At 56.7% G+C, this 16,607-nt stretch carries 18 protein-coding genes and 1 pseudogene; 10 read left to right on the top strand and 9 right to left on the bottom strand.

The genetic code is table 11. The features are described from left to right. The 4 genes from IGS51_RS15735 to tmk form a co-directional block, all read right to left on the bottom strand. Positions 1-419: pectate lyase-like adhesive domain-containing protein (locus IGS51_RS15735; protein ID WP_297079637.1), on the bottom strand; the 419-nt coding region annotated here is incomplete at its 3' end. Between the two features lie 704 nt (positions 420-1,123). After that, on the bottom strand, positions 1,124-2,620 hold the full coding sequence (locus IGS51_RS15730) for an MBOAT family protein (RefSeq protein ID WP_297079635.1): 1,497 nt from the start codon (positions 2,618-2,620) through the stop codon (positions 1,124-1,126). Between the two features lie 185 nt (positions 2,621-2,805). Next, positions 2,806-3,801, bottom strand: coding sequence for a DNA polymerase III subunit delta' (holB, locus tag IGS51_RS15725; protein WP_297079633.1), 996 nt, complete (start codon positions 3,799-3,801; stop codon positions 2,806-2,808). Next, on the bottom strand, positions 3,786-4,427 hold the full coding sequence (tmk, locus tag IGS51_RS15720; RefSeq protein ID WP_297079632.1) for a dTMP kinase: 642 nt from the start codon (positions 4,425-4,427) through the stop codon (positions 3,786-3,788). Before tmk ends, holB begins: the two co-directional genes overlap by 16 nt. A 409-nt stretch (positions 4,428-4,836) precedes the next feature. Here tmk and IGS51_RS15715 point away from each other — a divergent pair, with 409 nt between their 5' ends. From IGS51_RS15715 to IGS51_RS15690, 6 genes are all read left to right on the top strand, one after another. Continuing rightward, positions 4,837-5,190 (top strand): hypothetical protein, encoded by a 354-nt coding sequence (locus IGS51_RS15715; RefSeq protein WP_297079630.1) that lies wholly within the window; start codon positions 4,837-4,839, stop codon positions 5,188-5,190. 3 nt (positions 5,191-5,193) lie between these two features. Further along, positions 5,194-5,859, top strand: a complete 666-nt coding sequence (locus tag IGS51_RS15710) for a class I SAM-dependent methyltransferase (RefSeq protein ID WP_297079628.1) — start codon at positions 5,194-5,196, stop codon at positions 5,857-5,859. Between the two features lie 121 nt (positions 5,860-5,980). Continuing rightward, the gene (locus tag IGS51_RS15705) at positions 5,981-7,045 is read left to right on the top strand and encodes a M42 family peptidase (protein ID WP_297079626.1); all 1,065 of its coding nucleotides are present in this window, start codon (positions 5,981-5,983) and stop codon (positions 7,043-7,045) included. Positions 7,046-7,222: 177 nt separating this feature from the next. After that, positions 7,223-7,732: a hypothetical protein gene (locus tag IGS51_RS15700; RefSeq protein ID WP_297079625.1), complete on the top strand. Its 510-nt coding sequence runs from the start codon at positions 7,223-7,225 to the stop codon at positions 7,730-7,732. Further along, entirely contained in the window at positions 7,723-7,860 is a 138-nt protein-coding gene (locus IGS51_RS15695) for a hypothetical protein (protein ID WP_297079622.1), read from the top strand. Before IGS51_RS15700 ends, IGS51_RS15695 begins: the two co-directional genes overlap by 10 nt. A gap of 180 nt (positions 7,861-8,040) precedes the next feature. Next, positions 8,041-8,484: a pentapeptide repeat-containing protein gene (locus tag IGS51_RS15690; RefSeq protein ID WP_297079621.1), complete on the top strand. Its 444-nt coding sequence runs from the start codon at positions 8,041-8,043 to the stop codon at positions 8,482-8,484. A gap of 134 nt (positions 8,485-8,618) precedes the next feature. On the opposite strand, the gene IGS51_RS15685 is transcribed toward IGS51_RS15690, so the two are convergent. After that, complete coding sequence (locus IGS51_RS15685; RefSeq protein ID WP_297079619.1) at positions 8,619-9,047, bottom strand: hypothetical protein; 429 nt, start codon at positions 9,045-9,047, stop codon at positions 8,619-8,621. Between the two features lie 185 nt (positions 9,048-9,232). Here IGS51_RS15685 and dcd point away from each other — a divergent pair, with 185 nt between their 5' ends. Continuing rightward, on the top strand, positions 9,233-9,814 hold the full coding sequence (gene dcd, locus IGS51_RS15680; protein ID WP_068508153.1) for a dCTP deaminase: 582 nt from the start codon (positions 9,233-9,235) through the stop codon (positions 9,812-9,814). A 289-nt stretch (positions 9,815-10,103) separates the two neighbouring features. Continuing rightward, positions 10,104-10,763, top strand: coding sequence for a pre-peptidase C-terminal domain-containing protein (locus IGS51_RS15675; RefSeq protein ID WP_297079617.1), 660 nt, complete (start codon positions 10,104-10,106; stop codon positions 10,761-10,763). A 123-nt stretch (positions 10,764-10,886) separates the two neighbouring features. On the opposite strand, the gene IGS51_RS15670 is transcribed toward IGS51_RS15675, so the two are convergent. Then, entirely contained in the window at positions 10,887-11,834 is a 948-nt protein-coding gene (locus IGS51_RS15670) for an NAD-dependent epimerase/dehydratase family protein (RefSeq protein WP_297079615.1), read from the bottom strand. A 229-nt stretch (positions 11,835-12,063) separates the two neighbouring features. Continuing rightward, complete coding sequence (locus IGS51_RS15665; RefSeq protein ID WP_297079613.1) at positions 12,064-12,408, bottom strand: hypothetical protein; 345 nt, start codon at positions 12,406-12,408, stop codon at positions 12,064-12,066. Between the two features lie 787 nt (positions 12,409-13,195). Here IGS51_RS15665 and typA point away from each other — a divergent pair. Next, positions 13,196-14,986 (top strand): translational GTPase TypA, encoded by a 1,791-nt coding sequence (gene typA, locus IGS51_RS15660; protein WP_297079611.1) that lies wholly within the window; start codon positions 13,196-13,198, stop codon positions 14,984-14,986. A gap of 110 nt (positions 14,987-15,096) precedes the next feature. Here the strand turns inward: typA and IGS51_RS15655 are convergent, their stop codons facing one another. Beyond that, positions 15,097-15,285 (bottom strand): hypothetical protein, encoded by a 189-nt coding sequence (locus IGS51_RS15655; protein ID WP_297079609.1) that lies wholly within the window; start codon positions 15,283-15,285, stop codon positions 15,097-15,099. Between the two features lie 139 nt (positions 15,286-15,424). Here IGS51_RS15655 and IGS51_RS15650 point away from each other — a divergent pair, with 139 nt between their 5' ends. Next, positions 15,425-15,850, top strand: a complete 426-nt coding sequence (locus tag IGS51_RS15650; protein WP_297079608.1) for a GNAT family N-acetyltransferase — start codon at positions 15,425-15,427, stop codon at positions 15,848-15,850. A 79-nt stretch (positions 15,851-15,929) separates the two neighbouring features. Here the strand turns inward: IGS51_RS15650 and IGS51_RS15645 are convergent. Beyond that, a pseudogene (locus IGS51_RS15645) lies at positions 15,930-16,607 on the bottom strand (hypothetical protein); the annotation flags it as partial.

Here is a 16,607-nt window from a genome sequence, read left to right as displayed (position 1 = left end):
GCCAACCCGTTGCCGCCGATCGCCTGGTTGTTGCTAAAGGTGACATTGGTGACTGTGACATCGCCGTTGTAGATCAGCAGTGCGCCGCCTAGTCCTGCGCCGCCGCCGGCCCCGTCGCCGCCTTGGGCCCGGCCATTTGTTAGGGTTAAATTTTCCAGCGTTATCTGACCGCTTTCGATGAAGAAAATGCGGACATCGCCTTCATCGTTAATGCCGTTGCCATTGGCATCGCCGCTGAGCGTAATGCCCTCGCCGATGCCTCGAATCGTCAGGCTGACATCTTCTCGAATAAAAGGCAGGGCGCTGGTTAAAACAATGCTTTGCGTAATTCTGATTTCGTCTGCCTGGCCGTTGGAATTGGTGGAGTTAATAGCGGCAAGCAGTTTCTCAAAGGTATCTACGTTATCAATAACAGCCATGACTACTCTTGATTCCCAAAAATGAGTTGACGTGGAAGGGGTGAAAAAATTGCAGATATGGGTAGATACCGTCGATGCTCTAAGTCCGTCAATCAGGGGTAAATGATCGCCCACACGCGCTTTTTAATAAGGCTTAATAAGGCTTAATAAGGCGTTTGTGAGGCTTTCCCAAACTTTACCCATGAGAAACAACCCCTCTATCTTGGAGATGGATGGGGTCATTTCACTTCAGGTGTTCAGCCCAGAGTTTTCGTCAGAAACTAGCGCCAAAAAAGGCGATCGCCCCTCGAAACTGAGCGGATCTTAAAAATTAGAATTGGCAGGAGTCATCAACAGGGAGAAACCTTTACACGGTCTGATCTGTGAAGCAGTTCCTTACATCTAAGCGTCAGCCGAAGCACTCCACAGATTTACCGAAATCACTGCCAATTCATACTGTCTAGAATGGCAGGGGCGATCGCCCTTTTTCTAGCAAAAATCCCTAGCTTTTACAAAGCCTTTAGATTTTTGAGAAAAAGTATGCGGCTTTTGACTTTTCTCAAAAACTATCCGGATTTTCTGAATGCGATAGGACTCACGCAGTGAGACGATTTCTCGCGGGCTGCACCCGTGAGAAATTGTCCAAAATCCAGAAAATTTATCGCAAGTGTGTCAGTCCTGTACTAGAAATCGAATACTAGAAATCGAATACTAGAAGTCGAATCCTAGAAGTCGAAATAAATGTAAGGCGGGCTTTCGTTGGGGGCCAGCAGCCAGGCCGCGAACAGGCAGAGAGGAACCAGCAGCAGCTTGACGGGCCAGTTGAGCCGCAGCTTTAGCCAGCGGTTGACCGTATATACCAGCGTCATGCCGCCGAAAAGCGCCAGCAGCAGGAGCGAGAGATGGAGGCGATCGCTCTGAAACGTCTCAACATAAATCTTTTGGGCAAACTGCACGTCGGCGGGGTGTCCCCATAGCCGCTGCATCACCAGCAGTGAATCTTGCAGGTTGGGCAATCGGAAAAAGATCCAGGCAAACAAGACGGAAGCCTGCGTCAGCCCCCAGCCCAGCAGCGTTCCCGGTACGCTTTTCCAGCCTGCCCTCAGCCAGCCCCACTGCTCGCTCAGCGCGTCCGTCAGGCGATGCACCACCAAGAACAGTCCGTGCAGCGCTCCCCAGACAATGAAGCCCCAGCCCGCGTCGTGCCAGAGTCCGGCGATAATCATCACCACCATCAGGTTGAGGCAGGTTCGCACCAGGCCTTGGCGGGAACCCCCCAGCGGAAAATACAGATAGTTGCGGAGCCAGTCGCCCAGCGTCATGTGCCAGCGTCGCCAAAAGTCCGCAATGCTGGCGCTGAAGTAGGGAAAGTTGAAGTTTTGCGGCAGGGTGATGCCCAGCAGCGCAGAAAGGCCCCGCGCCACATCGACATAGCCGCTGAAGTCGAAATAAAGCTGGAACCCGTAGGCGGCGATCGCCAGCCACAGGTCGCCGCTGCCCGCCCGCGCTACGTTGTCGAAGCTAAGATTTACCAGCGTAGCCAGATGGTCGGCAATCAGCAGCTTTTTCACTGCGCCACAGGCAATGAGCCACAGACCCTCGGCAACCTGGGGCGTAGTCAGCGACGGCTGGGCCTGAAACTGCGCCGCCAGCGGGTGAAACCGGGTAATCGGGCCCGACAGCAGCTTGGGGAAATATAGCTTGTAGGCTGAAAACTTGAGCCAGTCGAAGGTAGCAGGCGCACCGCGATACACGTCCACCAGGTAAGCAATGCACTCAAAGCAAAAGTAGCTGATGCCCAGCGGCGCGATGAGGGTTTGCCCAAGGGTGGCCGCCCCCGTCGTCAGCGCAGGCAGCTTGAGCCAGTTGCCCAGCACCGCCCCAAAAAACGGAATGTACTTGAACCCCAGCAGCAGCAGCACATTCAGCCCAATGCCAATGATCAGCAGCCGCAGCCGCCGACGGTTCCAGTCGTGCTGGGCAAACTGCCAGTTTTCGTTCTCGATCCGCCAGTCGATGGGCGCACTCAGCCCGATGCCGATGCGATAGGTCATGATCATCATCACCAGCAGCAGCGGCACGTATTGAAATTGCAGCGAGCTATAGAACACCAGGCTGGCAGCCAGCAGCACCCACAGTTTGAGCGATCGCCCTGGCGCTGACCAATACAGCCCCAGCACGCTGAGAAAAAACAGCCCAAAAAGGATCGAGAGCAGAGTCATGGTGAGGAATCAGGTTTCAGGGGTCAGGTTTCAGGCAGTTTGACGGAAACTGACAGGCTGGGACGCTTATGGGACGCTTATGGGACACTTCTGAGACACCTAACTTTATCTCAGGTTTGCGGGATTAGATTCAGTATTAGATTCAGTTTTTGGGCGATCGCCCCCACATCTAGCGTTTGATGTGATTAAGCCGCCGCTGCAATGTCCATCAGCGTCGCTTCCCACACCAGGCGAGGCTGCACATAGCCCAGCAGGTGGCGGCGGGCAGTTTCCAGCCGTTCGAGGTGAGCGGCGGGCTGCTGCGATCGCCAGTAGGCTTGCTGCACGTAGTCCACCAGCCAAAGCTGGGCTTCCAGGTCTAGCGCCTGATCGATCTGGCGGGCCAGTTCCAGCGCGGCACGGAGAGACGTGGGCACTTGAAGCGCGGCGTGCAGCAGATCGGGCGGAACCGACTGGCGTTGTTGCCACTGGGCGATCGCCTCGCCGGGGCTGCCCTGGGCCAGTGCCAAAATTTCGGGATGCTGCAAAATTTCGCCGTGCCCCAATCGCTGCAACACTTGTGCCAGATCTTCGGCACTGAGGCGGCGAAAGGGAATCCGCTGGCAGCGCGACACCAGCGTCGGCAACAGCGACTCCACACTGGGCGCAATCAGAATCAGCGTGGCGCGGCCGGGTTCTTCCAGCGTTTTCAGCAGGCCGTTGGCGGCGGACTCCGCCATCGTGTGGGCATCGTCCACCACGACCACGGCGCGGGGAGCTTCTAGCGGCGGACGACTGAGGAAGGTGGCGATCTCCCGAATTTGCTCTAGCCGAATCTGCGGGGGCGATCGCCGCTTCACGCCTTGCTCTGCTGCCTCCGCCGCCGATAGTCGCTTGCCCTGATGCAGGTAGGTTGGCTCTATCCAGAGAAAATCAGGATGGTTTCGCTGGGCGATGCGCTGCTGGCGGGCGGCTGAAAATGGCTCCTGGAAATGATGCGCCAGCAGCCGCTCGGCAAAGCCCAGAGCCGCCAGACTGCGCCCCACGCCCGCTGGCCCAGCAAACAGATAGCCCGGCGCAATGCGATCGCGCTGGAGGGCGCTCTGCAATAGCGCGACGGCCTGCGGCTGGCCGACGAGATTTGCAAATGCCCTGGTTGTAGTACCAGTTGTATCAACGGAACCCGTTAGGGGCTGCACCATTGGGCGATCGCCTCTTGCAAAATCTGCTGCACGTCCTGAAACACCTCGTCGGCACTGCGGTTTGCGTCCACCCGCCGAATTCGCTGGGGATACGCCGCCGCCAGTTCACAAAATCCCTGCCGCACCCGCTGATGAAACTCGACCTGGTTTTGTTCCATGCGGTCGGCGCTGCCCCGCCGCTGGGCCCGGCTGAGGCCTGTGGTCACGTCTACATCCAGCCACAGCGTTAAATCCGGCTCCAGCCCGCCCGTGGCAATCTGGTTAAGCTGTTGAATCAGCGCCAAATCTAGCCCGCGCCCATAGCCCTGATAGGCCACAGTGGAATCCGTAAAGCGATCGCACAGCACCAGCGCCCCCCGCCGCAACGCCGGCCGCAAAAATCCCTCCACATGCTGCGCCCGATCGGCCGCAAACAGCAGCAGTTCTGCCCGATCCTGCGTTGGCTCTGCCAGATCGGGATGCAACAGCAGTTTCCGAATCTGCTGCCCCAGTTCTGTGCCTCCTGGCTCTCGCGTTTTTACAACCGTAAAGGAACTGCCATCAAACTGGTTCATGAGCCAATCGTGCGATCGCTCTAGTTGTGTCGTTTTGCCGCTGCCTTCGCCTCCTTCAAATACAATGAGCATCCCTTTGTTAGGCAGAGGATAGGGCTGTAATTTCAGCAAATCTAGTAAATTTTGCATTGATCAAGGAATACTTTTCACCTGATTTCATCTGAAACTGGGCGACGCGGCAGCAGCGCTCAAATCAGAGACAAAAAGTTGTTGAATTCTGTACAGCAAAACCATTTTGTTCAGAAAGGGGCATGGTAGAATGCGCCAATAATTCGTTATGTTAATTTCTTTATCAACAGCCGCCGCACTCGGCACAGTCTGCCGCTCACTGCGTCTCGCGTCAGGGCATTGCGTTCTGGATTGTCCGGTAAAGTGTAACGTTCTGCAAGTCCCGCTAAGCGACTGCCCTTGCTGTCGTTTGACGGTTGATCGAATGAGTTTGCTATCATTTTTTAATTGCACTTGCGTGTCCGAGGTTACTATGGCTCGCTATACCCAGTTGTTCACGATTGCAACGCCGCTCGATCGCTTTCGGCAGTTGCTGGAGGACGTGCTCCAATCCTGCAACTGCGTGGTGATCTACGACGGTGAGGACTACATGGTGGCCCGCGAGAAACCCGGTGGCGTTACCTATGCCCAACTTGTCACGGTGGAGGTGCTGATCGATAAAACGGCGATCGCCACCCCCAAGGACGAAGTCCGCATGAATGTGGTAGTCAAAAACGAAGAACTGCCGCTCAAAAGCGATAACCACTGCTGGCGCATGTTCAGTCTGGTGAACCGTGCCGTTGCCGAGAATAATCACTGGAATCTGCTGAGCAGCACGGCGGGGTAAGGTTTGGCAACGATCCTGCGAGATCTGAGCTATCGCCATCAGTGGCTCTACGACAGCATTTCCCGTCTGGCGGCCGTGGCAGTGGGCGGCGAGGCCCGATTTCGGCAGCTTGCGCTGGCGGGGCTAACTTTTGACAAAAGCACGCAGATTCTCGATCTCTGCTGTGGCAGCGGGCAGACGACTCGATTTCTCGTGGAGCGATTTCCGCAGTCCGCTGATGAGCAAGCTCTGCCGGTTACCGGGCTGGATGCGTCTCCGCTGTCCGTTCGCCGCGCCCAGCAGAATGTTCCCCAGGCAACCTTTGTAGAGGCCTGGGCAGAGGACATGCCCTTTCCCGATGCTCAGTTTGACCTCGTTCACACCAGCGCTGCCCTGCACGAAATGCAGCCTGACCAGCTTCGGCAAATTCTCAAGGAATGCTATCGCGTGCTAAAACCCGGCGGCATTTTTGCAGCCATTGATGTGCATAAGCCAACAAATTCGCTCTACATGCCGGGTCTAGCCGTCTTTTTCTGGCTATTTGAAACCGAAACCGCCTGGCAATTCATTCAAACCGATCTGCCCCAACTGCTGTCAGAGGTGGGCTTCCAGACGGTCACTCAGACACTCCATGCAGGTGGGAGTTTGCAGGTTTTGCGGGGCGTGAAGCACGGAGGCGGTTCGGAATAAGAACGAAGAACGAAAAACGAAAAACGAAACTTCTTCTCTCTTCGTTCTTCTGTTTTCGTTCTTTTGTTTTCGTTCTTCCCTCTTCCCTCTCCCCCCTTCGCACACCGATCGCTCCCAAACCATGCCCTACGACGATCTGTTTCAGCAAATTTCCGATCTCGTCATGTGCCACTCGCCGAGCGGGGTAGAGGGCGAGGTGGATGCGTATTTGCTGGAGCGGTTTCGGGGGCTGGGCCTGGAGGCGTGGCTGGATGAAGCGGGCAATGCGATCGCCAAGATTCCAGGCCGCAATTCTGGAAAACGACCGGACGATGCGGCGCGTCCGGGGATTGCGATTACTGGTCACAAGGACGAAATTGGCGGCATTGTGAAATCGATCGGCGAGGCAGGGCGCGTGCAGGTGCGAAAGCTGGGCGGCGCGTTTCCCTGGGTTTATGGCGAGGGTGTGGTGGACTTGCTGGGCGATCGCACGACGCTAAGCGGCATCCTGAGCTTTGGGTCGCGCCATGTCTCGCACGAGTCGCCCCAAAAGGCGCAGCAAGAGGATCAGCCCGTGCGCTGGGAAGATGCCTGGGTCGAAACCAAGTGCAGTTTGAAGGACTTGGAGGCGGCGGGTATTCGTCCGGGTACGCGCATGGTCGTGGGCAAGCACCGCAAGCGCCCTTTCCGACTGGGCGACTATATCGCCAGCTATACGCTGGATAACAAAGCCTCGGTCGCCATTTTGCTTGAGCTGGCCAGAGTGCTGAAGGAACCTGCCCTGGACACCTATCTGGTCGCCTCTGCCAAAGAAGAAGTGGGCGCGGTCGGGGCGCTCTATTTCAGCCGGAATCGATCGCTGGCAGCGCTGATTGCCCTGGAGATTTGCCCGCTGTCTTCGGAATACCCGATCGCCGATGGGGAAGCGCCAGTGCTACTGTCGCAAGACGGCTACGGTCTCTACGACGAAGGGCTGAACCAGGAATTGCGCCAGGCCGCAGAGCAGGCGGGCGTTCCGCTCCAGCTTGCCGCCATCAGTGGATTTGGCAGCGATGCCTCAATTGCCATGAAAATGGGGCACGCCGCCCGCGCTGCCTGCCTCAGCTTTCCTACCCAAAACACGCACGGCTATGAGATTGCTCACTTGGGGGCGATCGCCAACTGTGTTCCCGTTTTGCAAGCCTACTGCGAGACAGACTGGCTATGAGGCGCTGCAAGAGGCGCTGCAAGAGGCGCTGCAAAGGAAGCCTTGGATTTAGGGAAATTAAGGGAACTCAGGCATACTCGGCTTTGGTAGGCCAAATCGGACGCAAATTAACGTAACTTGGACATTACTTGACATCAGCAGGTTTTCCACAGATCTTCCACCGCTTTCCCAAAACCCATGACGCAACCCCCTGCTCCCCAAACTGCAATAGCTCCTCCTTCCCCAGATTCAGATGCACTCCCCTCGTCATCGCCGGGATTTTTGCTTCAGCGCTGGCTCAAAAAGCTGCGCGGCGGGCTGGTGTTTGGGATTGGCTATATGCTGTCGCCGCTCTCCTGGTGGAATGATCTGGTGTTTAACCTGCCCGTGGCCTATGGGTTTGGATATGTGGTCAGCCGCTTTGCGCCAGAGACACTAATCCCCTGCACCATCGCCGGATACTGGCTCTCCAACGTGTTGGGCATTTTGATGATGCAGTGGGGAGTGATAGACGTGGTGCAAAATCAGCCCCAGCCGCGACATCTCAAACGAGAACTGCTGACCAGCCTGGCAACTTCCACTGTCTATACCGTGGTGATTTTGGCGCTGGTGCAGTTCAACGTGCTGCAACTGCCGGAGCTAATTGCCGACGATGGCTCGATTAACCTGCGGCCGCTGATGAGCTGGTTGGATTCGGTGTGGAGTTAGCGAACACGTCGGGATTGCGGTTGGGATTGCGGGGACTGTCTTGCTGCGATCGCCGCTCTGGTGCAGCCCGCTTGGGCAGGCAAAGCTTGGGCAGCCCGCTAGTGCAGCCCGCTAGTGCAGCCCGCTAGTGCAGCCCGCTAGTGCAGTCCAATTGTGCGGTCAGCGTAGGGTTCTGCCTATTGAGAGAGCAAAACCCCCGATCGCATCATCCACCCGCATGAGGGCAGTTTCGGTTGCCAGTGACATCGTAGAAGTAGGGGTGTATTACTCGACTTTTACGTATTGTCTATCGTCTTGGGAGGTCACTGATGACCCGCAACAAGCGCAATCGATGGCTGGCGATCGCCCTCGTCTCCACGCCATTGCTAATCGCAACCCCTGCACAGGCCGAAAACCCGGATCACGTCTTCCAACTGCTGTCTACCGGAGCCTGTGCCCGCTGCGACCTACAGGGGGCTGATCTGCAAGGGGCCCATCTCATTGGAGCCGACCTGCGCGGAGCCAACTTGCAGGGCGCAAATCTGCAAAGTGCCAATCTGGAAGGGGCAGACCTGGAAGGCGCAAACCTGACCTCGGCAAACCTGACGGATGCCTATGCCACCAACGCCAGCTTTATTAAGGCCAACCTGACCAACGCCAACCTGACCAACGCAACAGTTTTCCACGCCCAAACAACGGGGGCAACGCTGCGAGGCATTAACCTTGCGGGTGCGGAGACTGCGGGCAGCAATCTGAGCGTCGGCAGTGACTAAGCCTCTGTTCTCGCAACAAAACGCAGCCCAGCACCAAACGCGCTGAATCCAACGCGCTGAGCCAAACGCGCTGAATCTAACGCGCTAAATCCAACGCGCTGAGCCAAACGCGCTGCATCCTAAATCACCCAAACCTATCGCCTTAGCACCGACGTAACAATCACCGTCAGCGTTGCTGAGGCGATTAGCGTAAAGGCAAGCTGCACAACCCACTGGGTCGCCCGCTGATAGTCATTGAAGCGATCGTTGAAGCGCTCTTGTTCGTTATCCAGTTTCGTAAAGCCCTTGGACAACTGTTCAACATCTGTTGAGAGGGTATCCACCCGCGTCGAGAGCGTATCGACCCGCGTTGAGAGGGTATCCACCCGCGTCGAGAGCGTATCGACCTGTGTAGACAGCGTATCCACCTGCGTCGAGAGCGTATCCACCCGATTGGTCAGCGAGTTGAACTGGGTTGACATGCCAATGACCCCGGTCGAAAGCTGCTCTAGCCGGGTCAAGACCTGCTGCTCAAAATTGCTGCTGTTTTCGGATTGGTCTGGATGATCTGGATTAGTCGTCATGCCACTATCCTACCAAGCTGTTCTGCCTGGTGAAGGCGCTTTGAGTCGTCTCAATGGCTCCAAAAACTCCCAAAAATATCCTGAAGCGAGAGTGGATACGACGCTAGATATGGGATGATCTTGACTTACTTACGCTACGGGTTGTTTTATCAGGAGTTATTCTCCAAAGGACTGGGCAAGTGGCAATGATTAAGAACGACACCTGGATCAAAGAACAGGCAGCCGCTGGGATGATTAAACCCTTCGAGCCAAAACTCGTGCGATCGCTCGACGGGTTTCCGGTTATCTCCTACGGCCTCAGCAGCTTTGGCTACGACGTGCGGCTCTCGCCCGTTGAGTTTCGCATTTTCCGCCATGTGCCGGGCACGGTGGTCGATCCCAAGCATTTCAACCCCGCCAATCTAGAAAGTACCGAGCTACACGAAGACGAGTCTGGCCAATATTTCGTGCTGCCGGCCCACAGCTATGGGCTGGGCGTGGCGCTAGAGCGGCTGGAAGTGCCCGACTATATCACCGTTATCTGCATGGGCAAAAGCACCTACGCCCGCTGCGGCATCATTGCCAACATCACGCCTGCCGAAGCCTCTTGGCGCGGACACTTAACCCTGGAATTTTCCAATTCCTCCAGCGCCGACTGCCGCATCTATGCCAACGAAGGCGTGGTGCAGCTTCTCTTTTTGGAAGGGGAACCCTGTGCTGTGAGTTATGAGACGCGACAAGGGAAATATCAAGATCAGTCTGAGGTGGTGACGCTGGCGCGAGTATAGGTTCCTGCTCTGCTCGTCCTGCGTGTTGCTTTTTTAACCCTTTCTGCCAAGATTTGTCAGGAAATCCTACCGCCGGGGCTGAAGTCTATGAGAGTCAATATGCTCAATATGCAAAGTCTATTGGCAAATTTGCAAGATCATTAACAAGGTCAGTCAAGAGACACGGCGTTTCAGGAATCAGGGCCATGCCTTTGCCATCGGTGTCTTGTATGTGTCTTGTATATGCCTTGTACGTGGCTTGTGGATGATCGAGCAGTCAAGTAACCCAGTCGAGGATATTGTGAGAACCATGCTGAAACGATTTGAAAAGGCGAGTGTGGCATTGGCGACGGTGTTGGTTTTGGGCGGTGGGTCTTGGGTGGCGACGACTCGCCCGGCCGCTGCACAGGTGCTATTTGAGGAGCGGGGCAGCCTGGCCCCAATGCAGAATGAATACACCTTTGCGGGAAAGGCCGGCGACACGGTGACGATCTCTATGACCAGCACTGACTTTGACACGTTTTTGGTGTTGCAGTCGCCCTCAGGGCAAGAAATCGCCAGCAACGATGACTACGCCCGCAGCCTGAATTCAACAATTGTGATTACGCTGCCTTCTAACGGCACATACAAGGTGCTGGCTCGCTCCTTTTCGGGGCAGGGCGGCAATTATCTGGTGACGGTGCGCCCCGCAACGCCCTATGACCGGGCCTATTCTCGCGCGACCGAGGTGTATCGGACAGGGGACATGAACGCAGCGCTAACTGCGTTTAACGAAGCGATTCGTCTGGATTCCAGTCGTCCCGAAGCCTACCTCGATCGCGCTGATGTGCATTATGTCCAAGGCAACCTGAACGGCACGCGGGCAGACTATCAGCGGGCGATCGCCCTCTATGAACAGCAGGGCAACAGCGATATGGCTCAGATGCTCCGCGAACAGTTGACCTATCTGGACGAGGTTCCCCCGCAGTAGGAACTCGCCCCGTTCGAGGGGTTTCCTTTCGATGGGTTTCCTAAGGTTTTGCGATGACTTCTCGTGGGCACAACTCGCGAGAAGTCATTCAACTGCACCAGCCCCGACTCGGTAACCCTGACCCTAGTAAAGCGCCTGAATCCACTCCCACTCTCGCGCCAGCCCTTCTTTTAGAGAAACCTGGGGGGCGTAGCCAAGGAGTTGCTTTGCCTTGGACACGTCGGCGGCGGTGTGGCGGGCATCTCCGGCGGCGTTGCCAACGTGCTTGCGGCGCAATGGTTTTCCAGTGATTTCGTCGATGGTGTCTAGCACGTCCGTCAGCACGACTCGGCTCCCGCCGCCGATGTTGAAGGTTTCGCCGATAGCAGCCTCTACGCTGGCAGCAGCTAGATTAGCGGCGATCGCATCGCTGACAAAGGTAAAATCCCGCGTCTGCTGCCCGTCGCCATAGATTGAAATCTCATGGTCTTGCAGCACCGCCTTAAAGAACTTGTGAAACGCCATGTCGCTGCGTTGGCGCGGCCCGTAGACCGTGAAATAGCGCAGAATGCTGACGGGCACATTGAAATTTTGATAATAAAGCTGACACAGATGTTCGCCTGCCAGTTTGGTAATGCCGTAGGGCGAAACAGGCTGTGGACAGAGCGTCTCAGCCGTTGGCAGGGTTTCTGCATTGCCGTAGATCGAAGACGACGAAGCAAATACTAGCCGCTTTAAACTGGGAGCTTGCTTAGCGGCCTCTAGCAAAATCTGCGTGGCGTTGACATTGCGCTCGGTATACAGGCGGAAGCCCTCGCCCCAGCTTGCCCGCACGCCGGCCTGTGCCGCCTGGTGAAACACCACATCCACGCCTTCAAGCAGCATGGTCCAATTCAGCGTTTGGATGTCGGCTTCGATCAGGTGGAAGTTGGGGTTTTGCTCCGCCGTGGCGATGTTCTTGCGCTTGAGCGCCGGGTCATAGTAGTCGTTAAACTCGTCGATGCCAATCACGCGATCGCCCCGATGCAGCAGCGCCTCCGTCAAATGCGACCCAATGAACCCCGCCGCCCCCGTCACCACACACGTCGCCATACCTGTTGCCCACTCCTCTGGAATCGCCTGCTGTGCTAACCCTGCGCTGCCGTTTCAACGGGCGATGCGCTTTCCGGCAAATCCAGATTCTACACCCCAGTCAGAGGTCTGGAAAGGGCACAGTGTGACGGTTTTCAGCGACGGTTTTCCAGCGACGGTTTTTCCTAGCGCAAGTTTCCCAAACTCGCGGTCAGGCTTATTTCAGCCTTGTTTCAGCCTTATTTCAACCTTATTGGGGCGAACGGTTTAGCAGCGCCTCAAACTCTTGCTGCATTGCCTGCACGTCGGCAACCCTGGCCACCAGGACGTTTTCTCTGCCTGCATCTTCGAGCCGCTGCCGCCAGTGGCGCACCTGTTCGCCATTGTTCAGCCAAAAGTTCACCACGCTGTCTACCACGGCATCCAGGTTCCATCCCCGCTTTCGGGGCACCGTTTCCACGGATTCCAGAAATGCATCCAGCGTGCAGCGATAGGCTCCCAGATACTCTGCGCCCCGATGGGCAGGGGTGCTGTGCTGATGGCTAAAAAACGACAGAATGGGCGAAATGCCCACCAGTTCAAACGAGTAGTTCATAGCTGACTCTTACCGCTGGTTTAATCTCAGTGCTGATTGGTGAGGCGCGTTGATAGGCGCGTTTTTCCAAAAAAGTGATACAAACCGTAGATCGCTAAGTAGCTAAATAAAGAAGATAAAAGTATCAGAGACAACCCCACGAGCGGCTTCTGCCAGAAGCGCGATCGCCCAGTTGGTATGGGATGTAACTGTTTGAAACCCCCCGTAACAACATCTTAAGCATGGGATTTTAATGGCTCTATCTGAGAATCGGAAGGCCCTAGCCGAGCAAGTTCAAAAAACTTTGAAATTCAGCGCTTCGACCTGAAACGCCCTTGGGCTGTGGCCCTCGAAAAAGGCGAACGTCCGGCGTATTGGGGATATTTTGCGGGCCGCTTTTGGGGAACTGGTTGTGCCTTGGGTGAGATTGGGCAATCTCAGCACAGCGGGGCAAGCGGATTGGGTAACGAATAAGCTAGAATCATTACGGCTTCTTTACACGGAATCTAGTGCTTCGGCAAGAAAGAATTTCTTAAGAGGTGAGCGCTAGAGACTGGAGCTTAGAGGCTGGAGCTAAGAGGCTAGAGCTTGGAGGCGATCGCCCCCGGCACCGAGTCCAGAGCTTTTCCAGCGGCGTTCACCAAGCTTCTGTACCGACGGTTCCCTATAGGTTCCCCATAAAGGATTCCACAAAGATTCCTAAATCCCGCCCGCTGCTCTTTGCTAAACCACCCAGAGAGTGCTGGCACTGCCAGATTTCAACCCACCCCATTCACGCATTATTCACTTTCAACCGGGACTTCTCCTTATGACACTGCCGATTCGCAATGTTGCCATCATTGCCCACGTTGACCACGGCAAGACCACGCTGGTAGACGCGCTGCTGAAACAGTCCGGCACCTTTCGAGAAGGCGAGGAAGTCCCCGACTGCGTGATGGACTCCAACGCGCTGGAGCGTGAGCGCGGCATCACCATCCTGGCGAAAAACACTGCCGTCCGCTACAAAGACACGCTGATCAATATTGTGGACACGCCTGGCCACGCCGACTTTGGGGGCGAGGTGGAGCGAGTGCTGGGCATGGTCGATGGCTGCGTGCTGATTGTGGACGCGAACGAAGGCCCGATGCCCCAGACCCGCTTTGTGCTGAAAAAGGCGCTGGAAAAGGGGCTACGTCCGGTGGTCGTGGTGAACAAAATCGACCGTCCCCAGGCAGATCCCTTCGGGGCGATCGACAAGGTGCTGGATCTCTTCCTGGAACTGGGCGCAGACGACGACCAGTGCGAGTTTCCCTATCTGTTTGCGTCGGGACTGAGCGGCTTTGCCAAGAAGGATCTGGACGACGACAGCACTGATATGAAGCCCTTGTTTGAGGCAATTTTGGAGCATGTGCCTGCGCCCGTTGGCGACCCGGCCAAGCCGCTCCAGCTTCAGGTGACGACGCTCGACTACTCCGAGTATCTCGGTCGTATCGTTATTGGCCGCATCCACAACGGCACGATTCAGGCGGGGCAGCAGGCTGCGCTGGTGACGGAAACGGGGGCGGTGGTCAAGGCAAAAATCAGCAAGCTGCTGGGCTTTGAGGGGCTGAAGCGGGTAGAGCTAGAAAGTGCCACGGCGGGCAATATTGTCGCAGTGGCGGGCTTTGCCGATGCCAACATTGGCGAAACCATCACTGACCCCGAAAATCCCCAGGCGCTGCCGCTGATCAAAGTCGATGAGCCGACGCTGCAAATGACCTTCTGGGTCAACGATTCTCCCTTTGCGGGTAAGGAAGGCAAGCTGGTTACGTCTCGCCAAGTGCGCGATCGCCTCCTGCGAGAACTAGAAACCAACGTTGCCCTGCGCGTCGAAGAAACCGACTCACCCGATAAGTTTGCTGTGTCGGGTCGGGGTGAAATGCACTTGGGCATTTTGATCGAAACGATGCGCCGCGAAGGGTACGAGTTTCAGGTGTCGCAGCCGCAGGTCATCTATCGAGAAGTAAACGGGCAACCCTGTGAGCCGTTTGAACTGCTGGTGCTGGATGTGCCGGAAGAGAGCGTCGGCGGCTGTATCGAGCGACTGGGTCAGCGGCGCGGCGAGATGCAGGATATGCGCGTCGGCGGCAACGGTCGCACTCAGTTGGAGTTCGTAATTCCTGCACGCGGGCTGATTGGTTTCCGGGGCGAATTCATGCGCCTGACTCGCGGCGAAGGCATCATGAGCCACAGCTTTTTGGACTATCGCCCCCTGTCGGGTGAGGTGGAAACCCGTCGCAACGGCGTGCTGATTTCCTTTGAAGAGGGCGTGGCCACCTTCTACGCCATGAAAAACGCCGAAGACCGGGGCGTGTTCTTCATCACGCCAGGGACAAAGGTTTACAAAGGGATGATCATCGGCGAACACAATCGCCCCCAAGACCTAGAGCTAAACGTCTGCAAGACCAAGCAGTTGACCAACCACCGAGCATCGGGCGGCGACGAACTGGTGCAGCTTCAGGCCCCGGTGGAAATGAGCCTGGAGCGGGCGCTGGAATACATCGGCCCGGACGAGCTGCTGGAGGTCACGCCAGAGTCGATCCGCTTGCGAAAGATGGTGAAGAAGCTGGCAAAGCGCTAATGCCTCAATGGCAAGGACGTTAGACGTTAAGGATCAAAGGTTAGATCGGCACTCTTTTTGAATAGAAACCGGGATGAGGTAAGCTTTGTTCCGGTTTTTTGCTTCGTTATCTAGGCGGTTGAATCGAGCATGATGATCCTGAAATGGATAGCTGCGAATCGAAGGAAGCCGTCCGCAAAGCCCAGGTAGTGATCGACCAGCGCTGGCTGTGTCAGGCTAGAGAGGATAATCGGTTCGCCGTCTTGGTTGGGCAGGGTTACGTCGGGAAAGCGATCGCCCACGGTTAGGGTGGTAGTCATGGCTACGGCCCACGGCAGAGAGAACCTTCATGCTGACATACTGCTCCAGCCCTAGAATGAGGAAATCCTGAGCGTTTTTCCTAAAGCTCAAAAGCCTGCCGGGAACAGCGCTATACCAATCGAAAACCGCTTCAGAAATATGCCCAATATTGCGATCGCCACCTCTGAGCTTGACCTGTTGCGCTGTTTTCCCGTGCTGTTGGAACTGCGGCCGCATTTAGTCGAAGCTGAATTTGTAGCGCAGGTACGGCGACAAGCACAGCATGGCTTTCGGATCGGCTATCTGAGCGAAGAGGATGCCGTAAAAGCCGTTGCCGGATTCCGCCTGACAGAATCGCTGTCTGCCGGGCCGTTTCTCTATGTGGATGACCTGATCACCACCGAGTCGGCCCGTTCCAAAGGCTATGGCGAAGCCCTGTTTGATTGGCTGGTAGACTACGCCCGCGCCCACGGCTGCCGATCGCTGGAGCTAGATTCGGGCGTGCAGCGGTTTGCAGCCCATCGGTTTTACTTGCGCCAGCGGATGGCGATCGCCGCTCACCATTTTTCTCTGCCACTGACCTAGCGTTGACCTAGCGTTAACCCAGCGCTCCCAAAGTCAGCCCATTGCTGAAGCAGCGGGCGATCGCCCGCCCCAAAACCTGCTAAAACGGCACATCATCCTCCTCTTCTGCGGCATCTGCGTCTCCAGAATCGGTGTTCGCGTTGGGCAACTCTCCATCTAGATTGACCAATTGCCCATTGAACATCTGTGCCAGGCTCTTGGCCGCCCGCAGCACCTCGTCTTCGGCTTCCCAAGCTGGAATGGGGGGCGGCAGGGGTGAGACTTCGGGAAAGGGGTGGGATGGGGCGATCGCCGGAGTGGGGCGATCGGGTTCGGCAGCAGCGGGCGGCAGTGCAGTCGGAGCAGGTGGAGCAGTTGGAGCAGTCGGGGCAGTTGGCGATTGCGGTGGCGCGGCTGGCACGGGTGGCACACTAGCAGGCGCACTAGCAGACCCGCTGGCGGGCGCACTGGCAGAATTGGACGCTGCCATAGCCTCACCGCCTGCGGCCACCTCCAGCGTCACGCGGATGGCTTCGTTCTGGAGCTTGGCAAAGGCTGCTTCGATATTGGGCAGCTTGCTCTTGGCCATGTTGAACAAAGGCTGCGAGTTCACGCCGATTCGCGCCGTCTGCCCGTCAAACCCCAGCAGGCGACACTGCTGCCGCAGCAGGATCGCAGTCGAAGGAGGGTGCATCAGGCTGAGAACGTCTTGCCAGATTTGGGCCAGGTCAGCGGGTGGAGAAGCAGGAGGATTGGAGGGTTGGGGAGGTGGAGCGGG

The sequence above is a fragment of the Thermoleptolyngbya sp. M55_K2018_002 genome, assembly GCF_015295965.1.
GTDB lineage: Bacteria > Cyanobacteriota > Cyanobacteriia > Elainellales > Elainellaceae > Thermoleptolyngbya > Thermoleptolyngbya sichuanensis.
The sequence above is the reverse complement of the archived record's forward strand: the minus strand, read 5'-3'. Positions and strand labels throughout refer to the sequence as shown.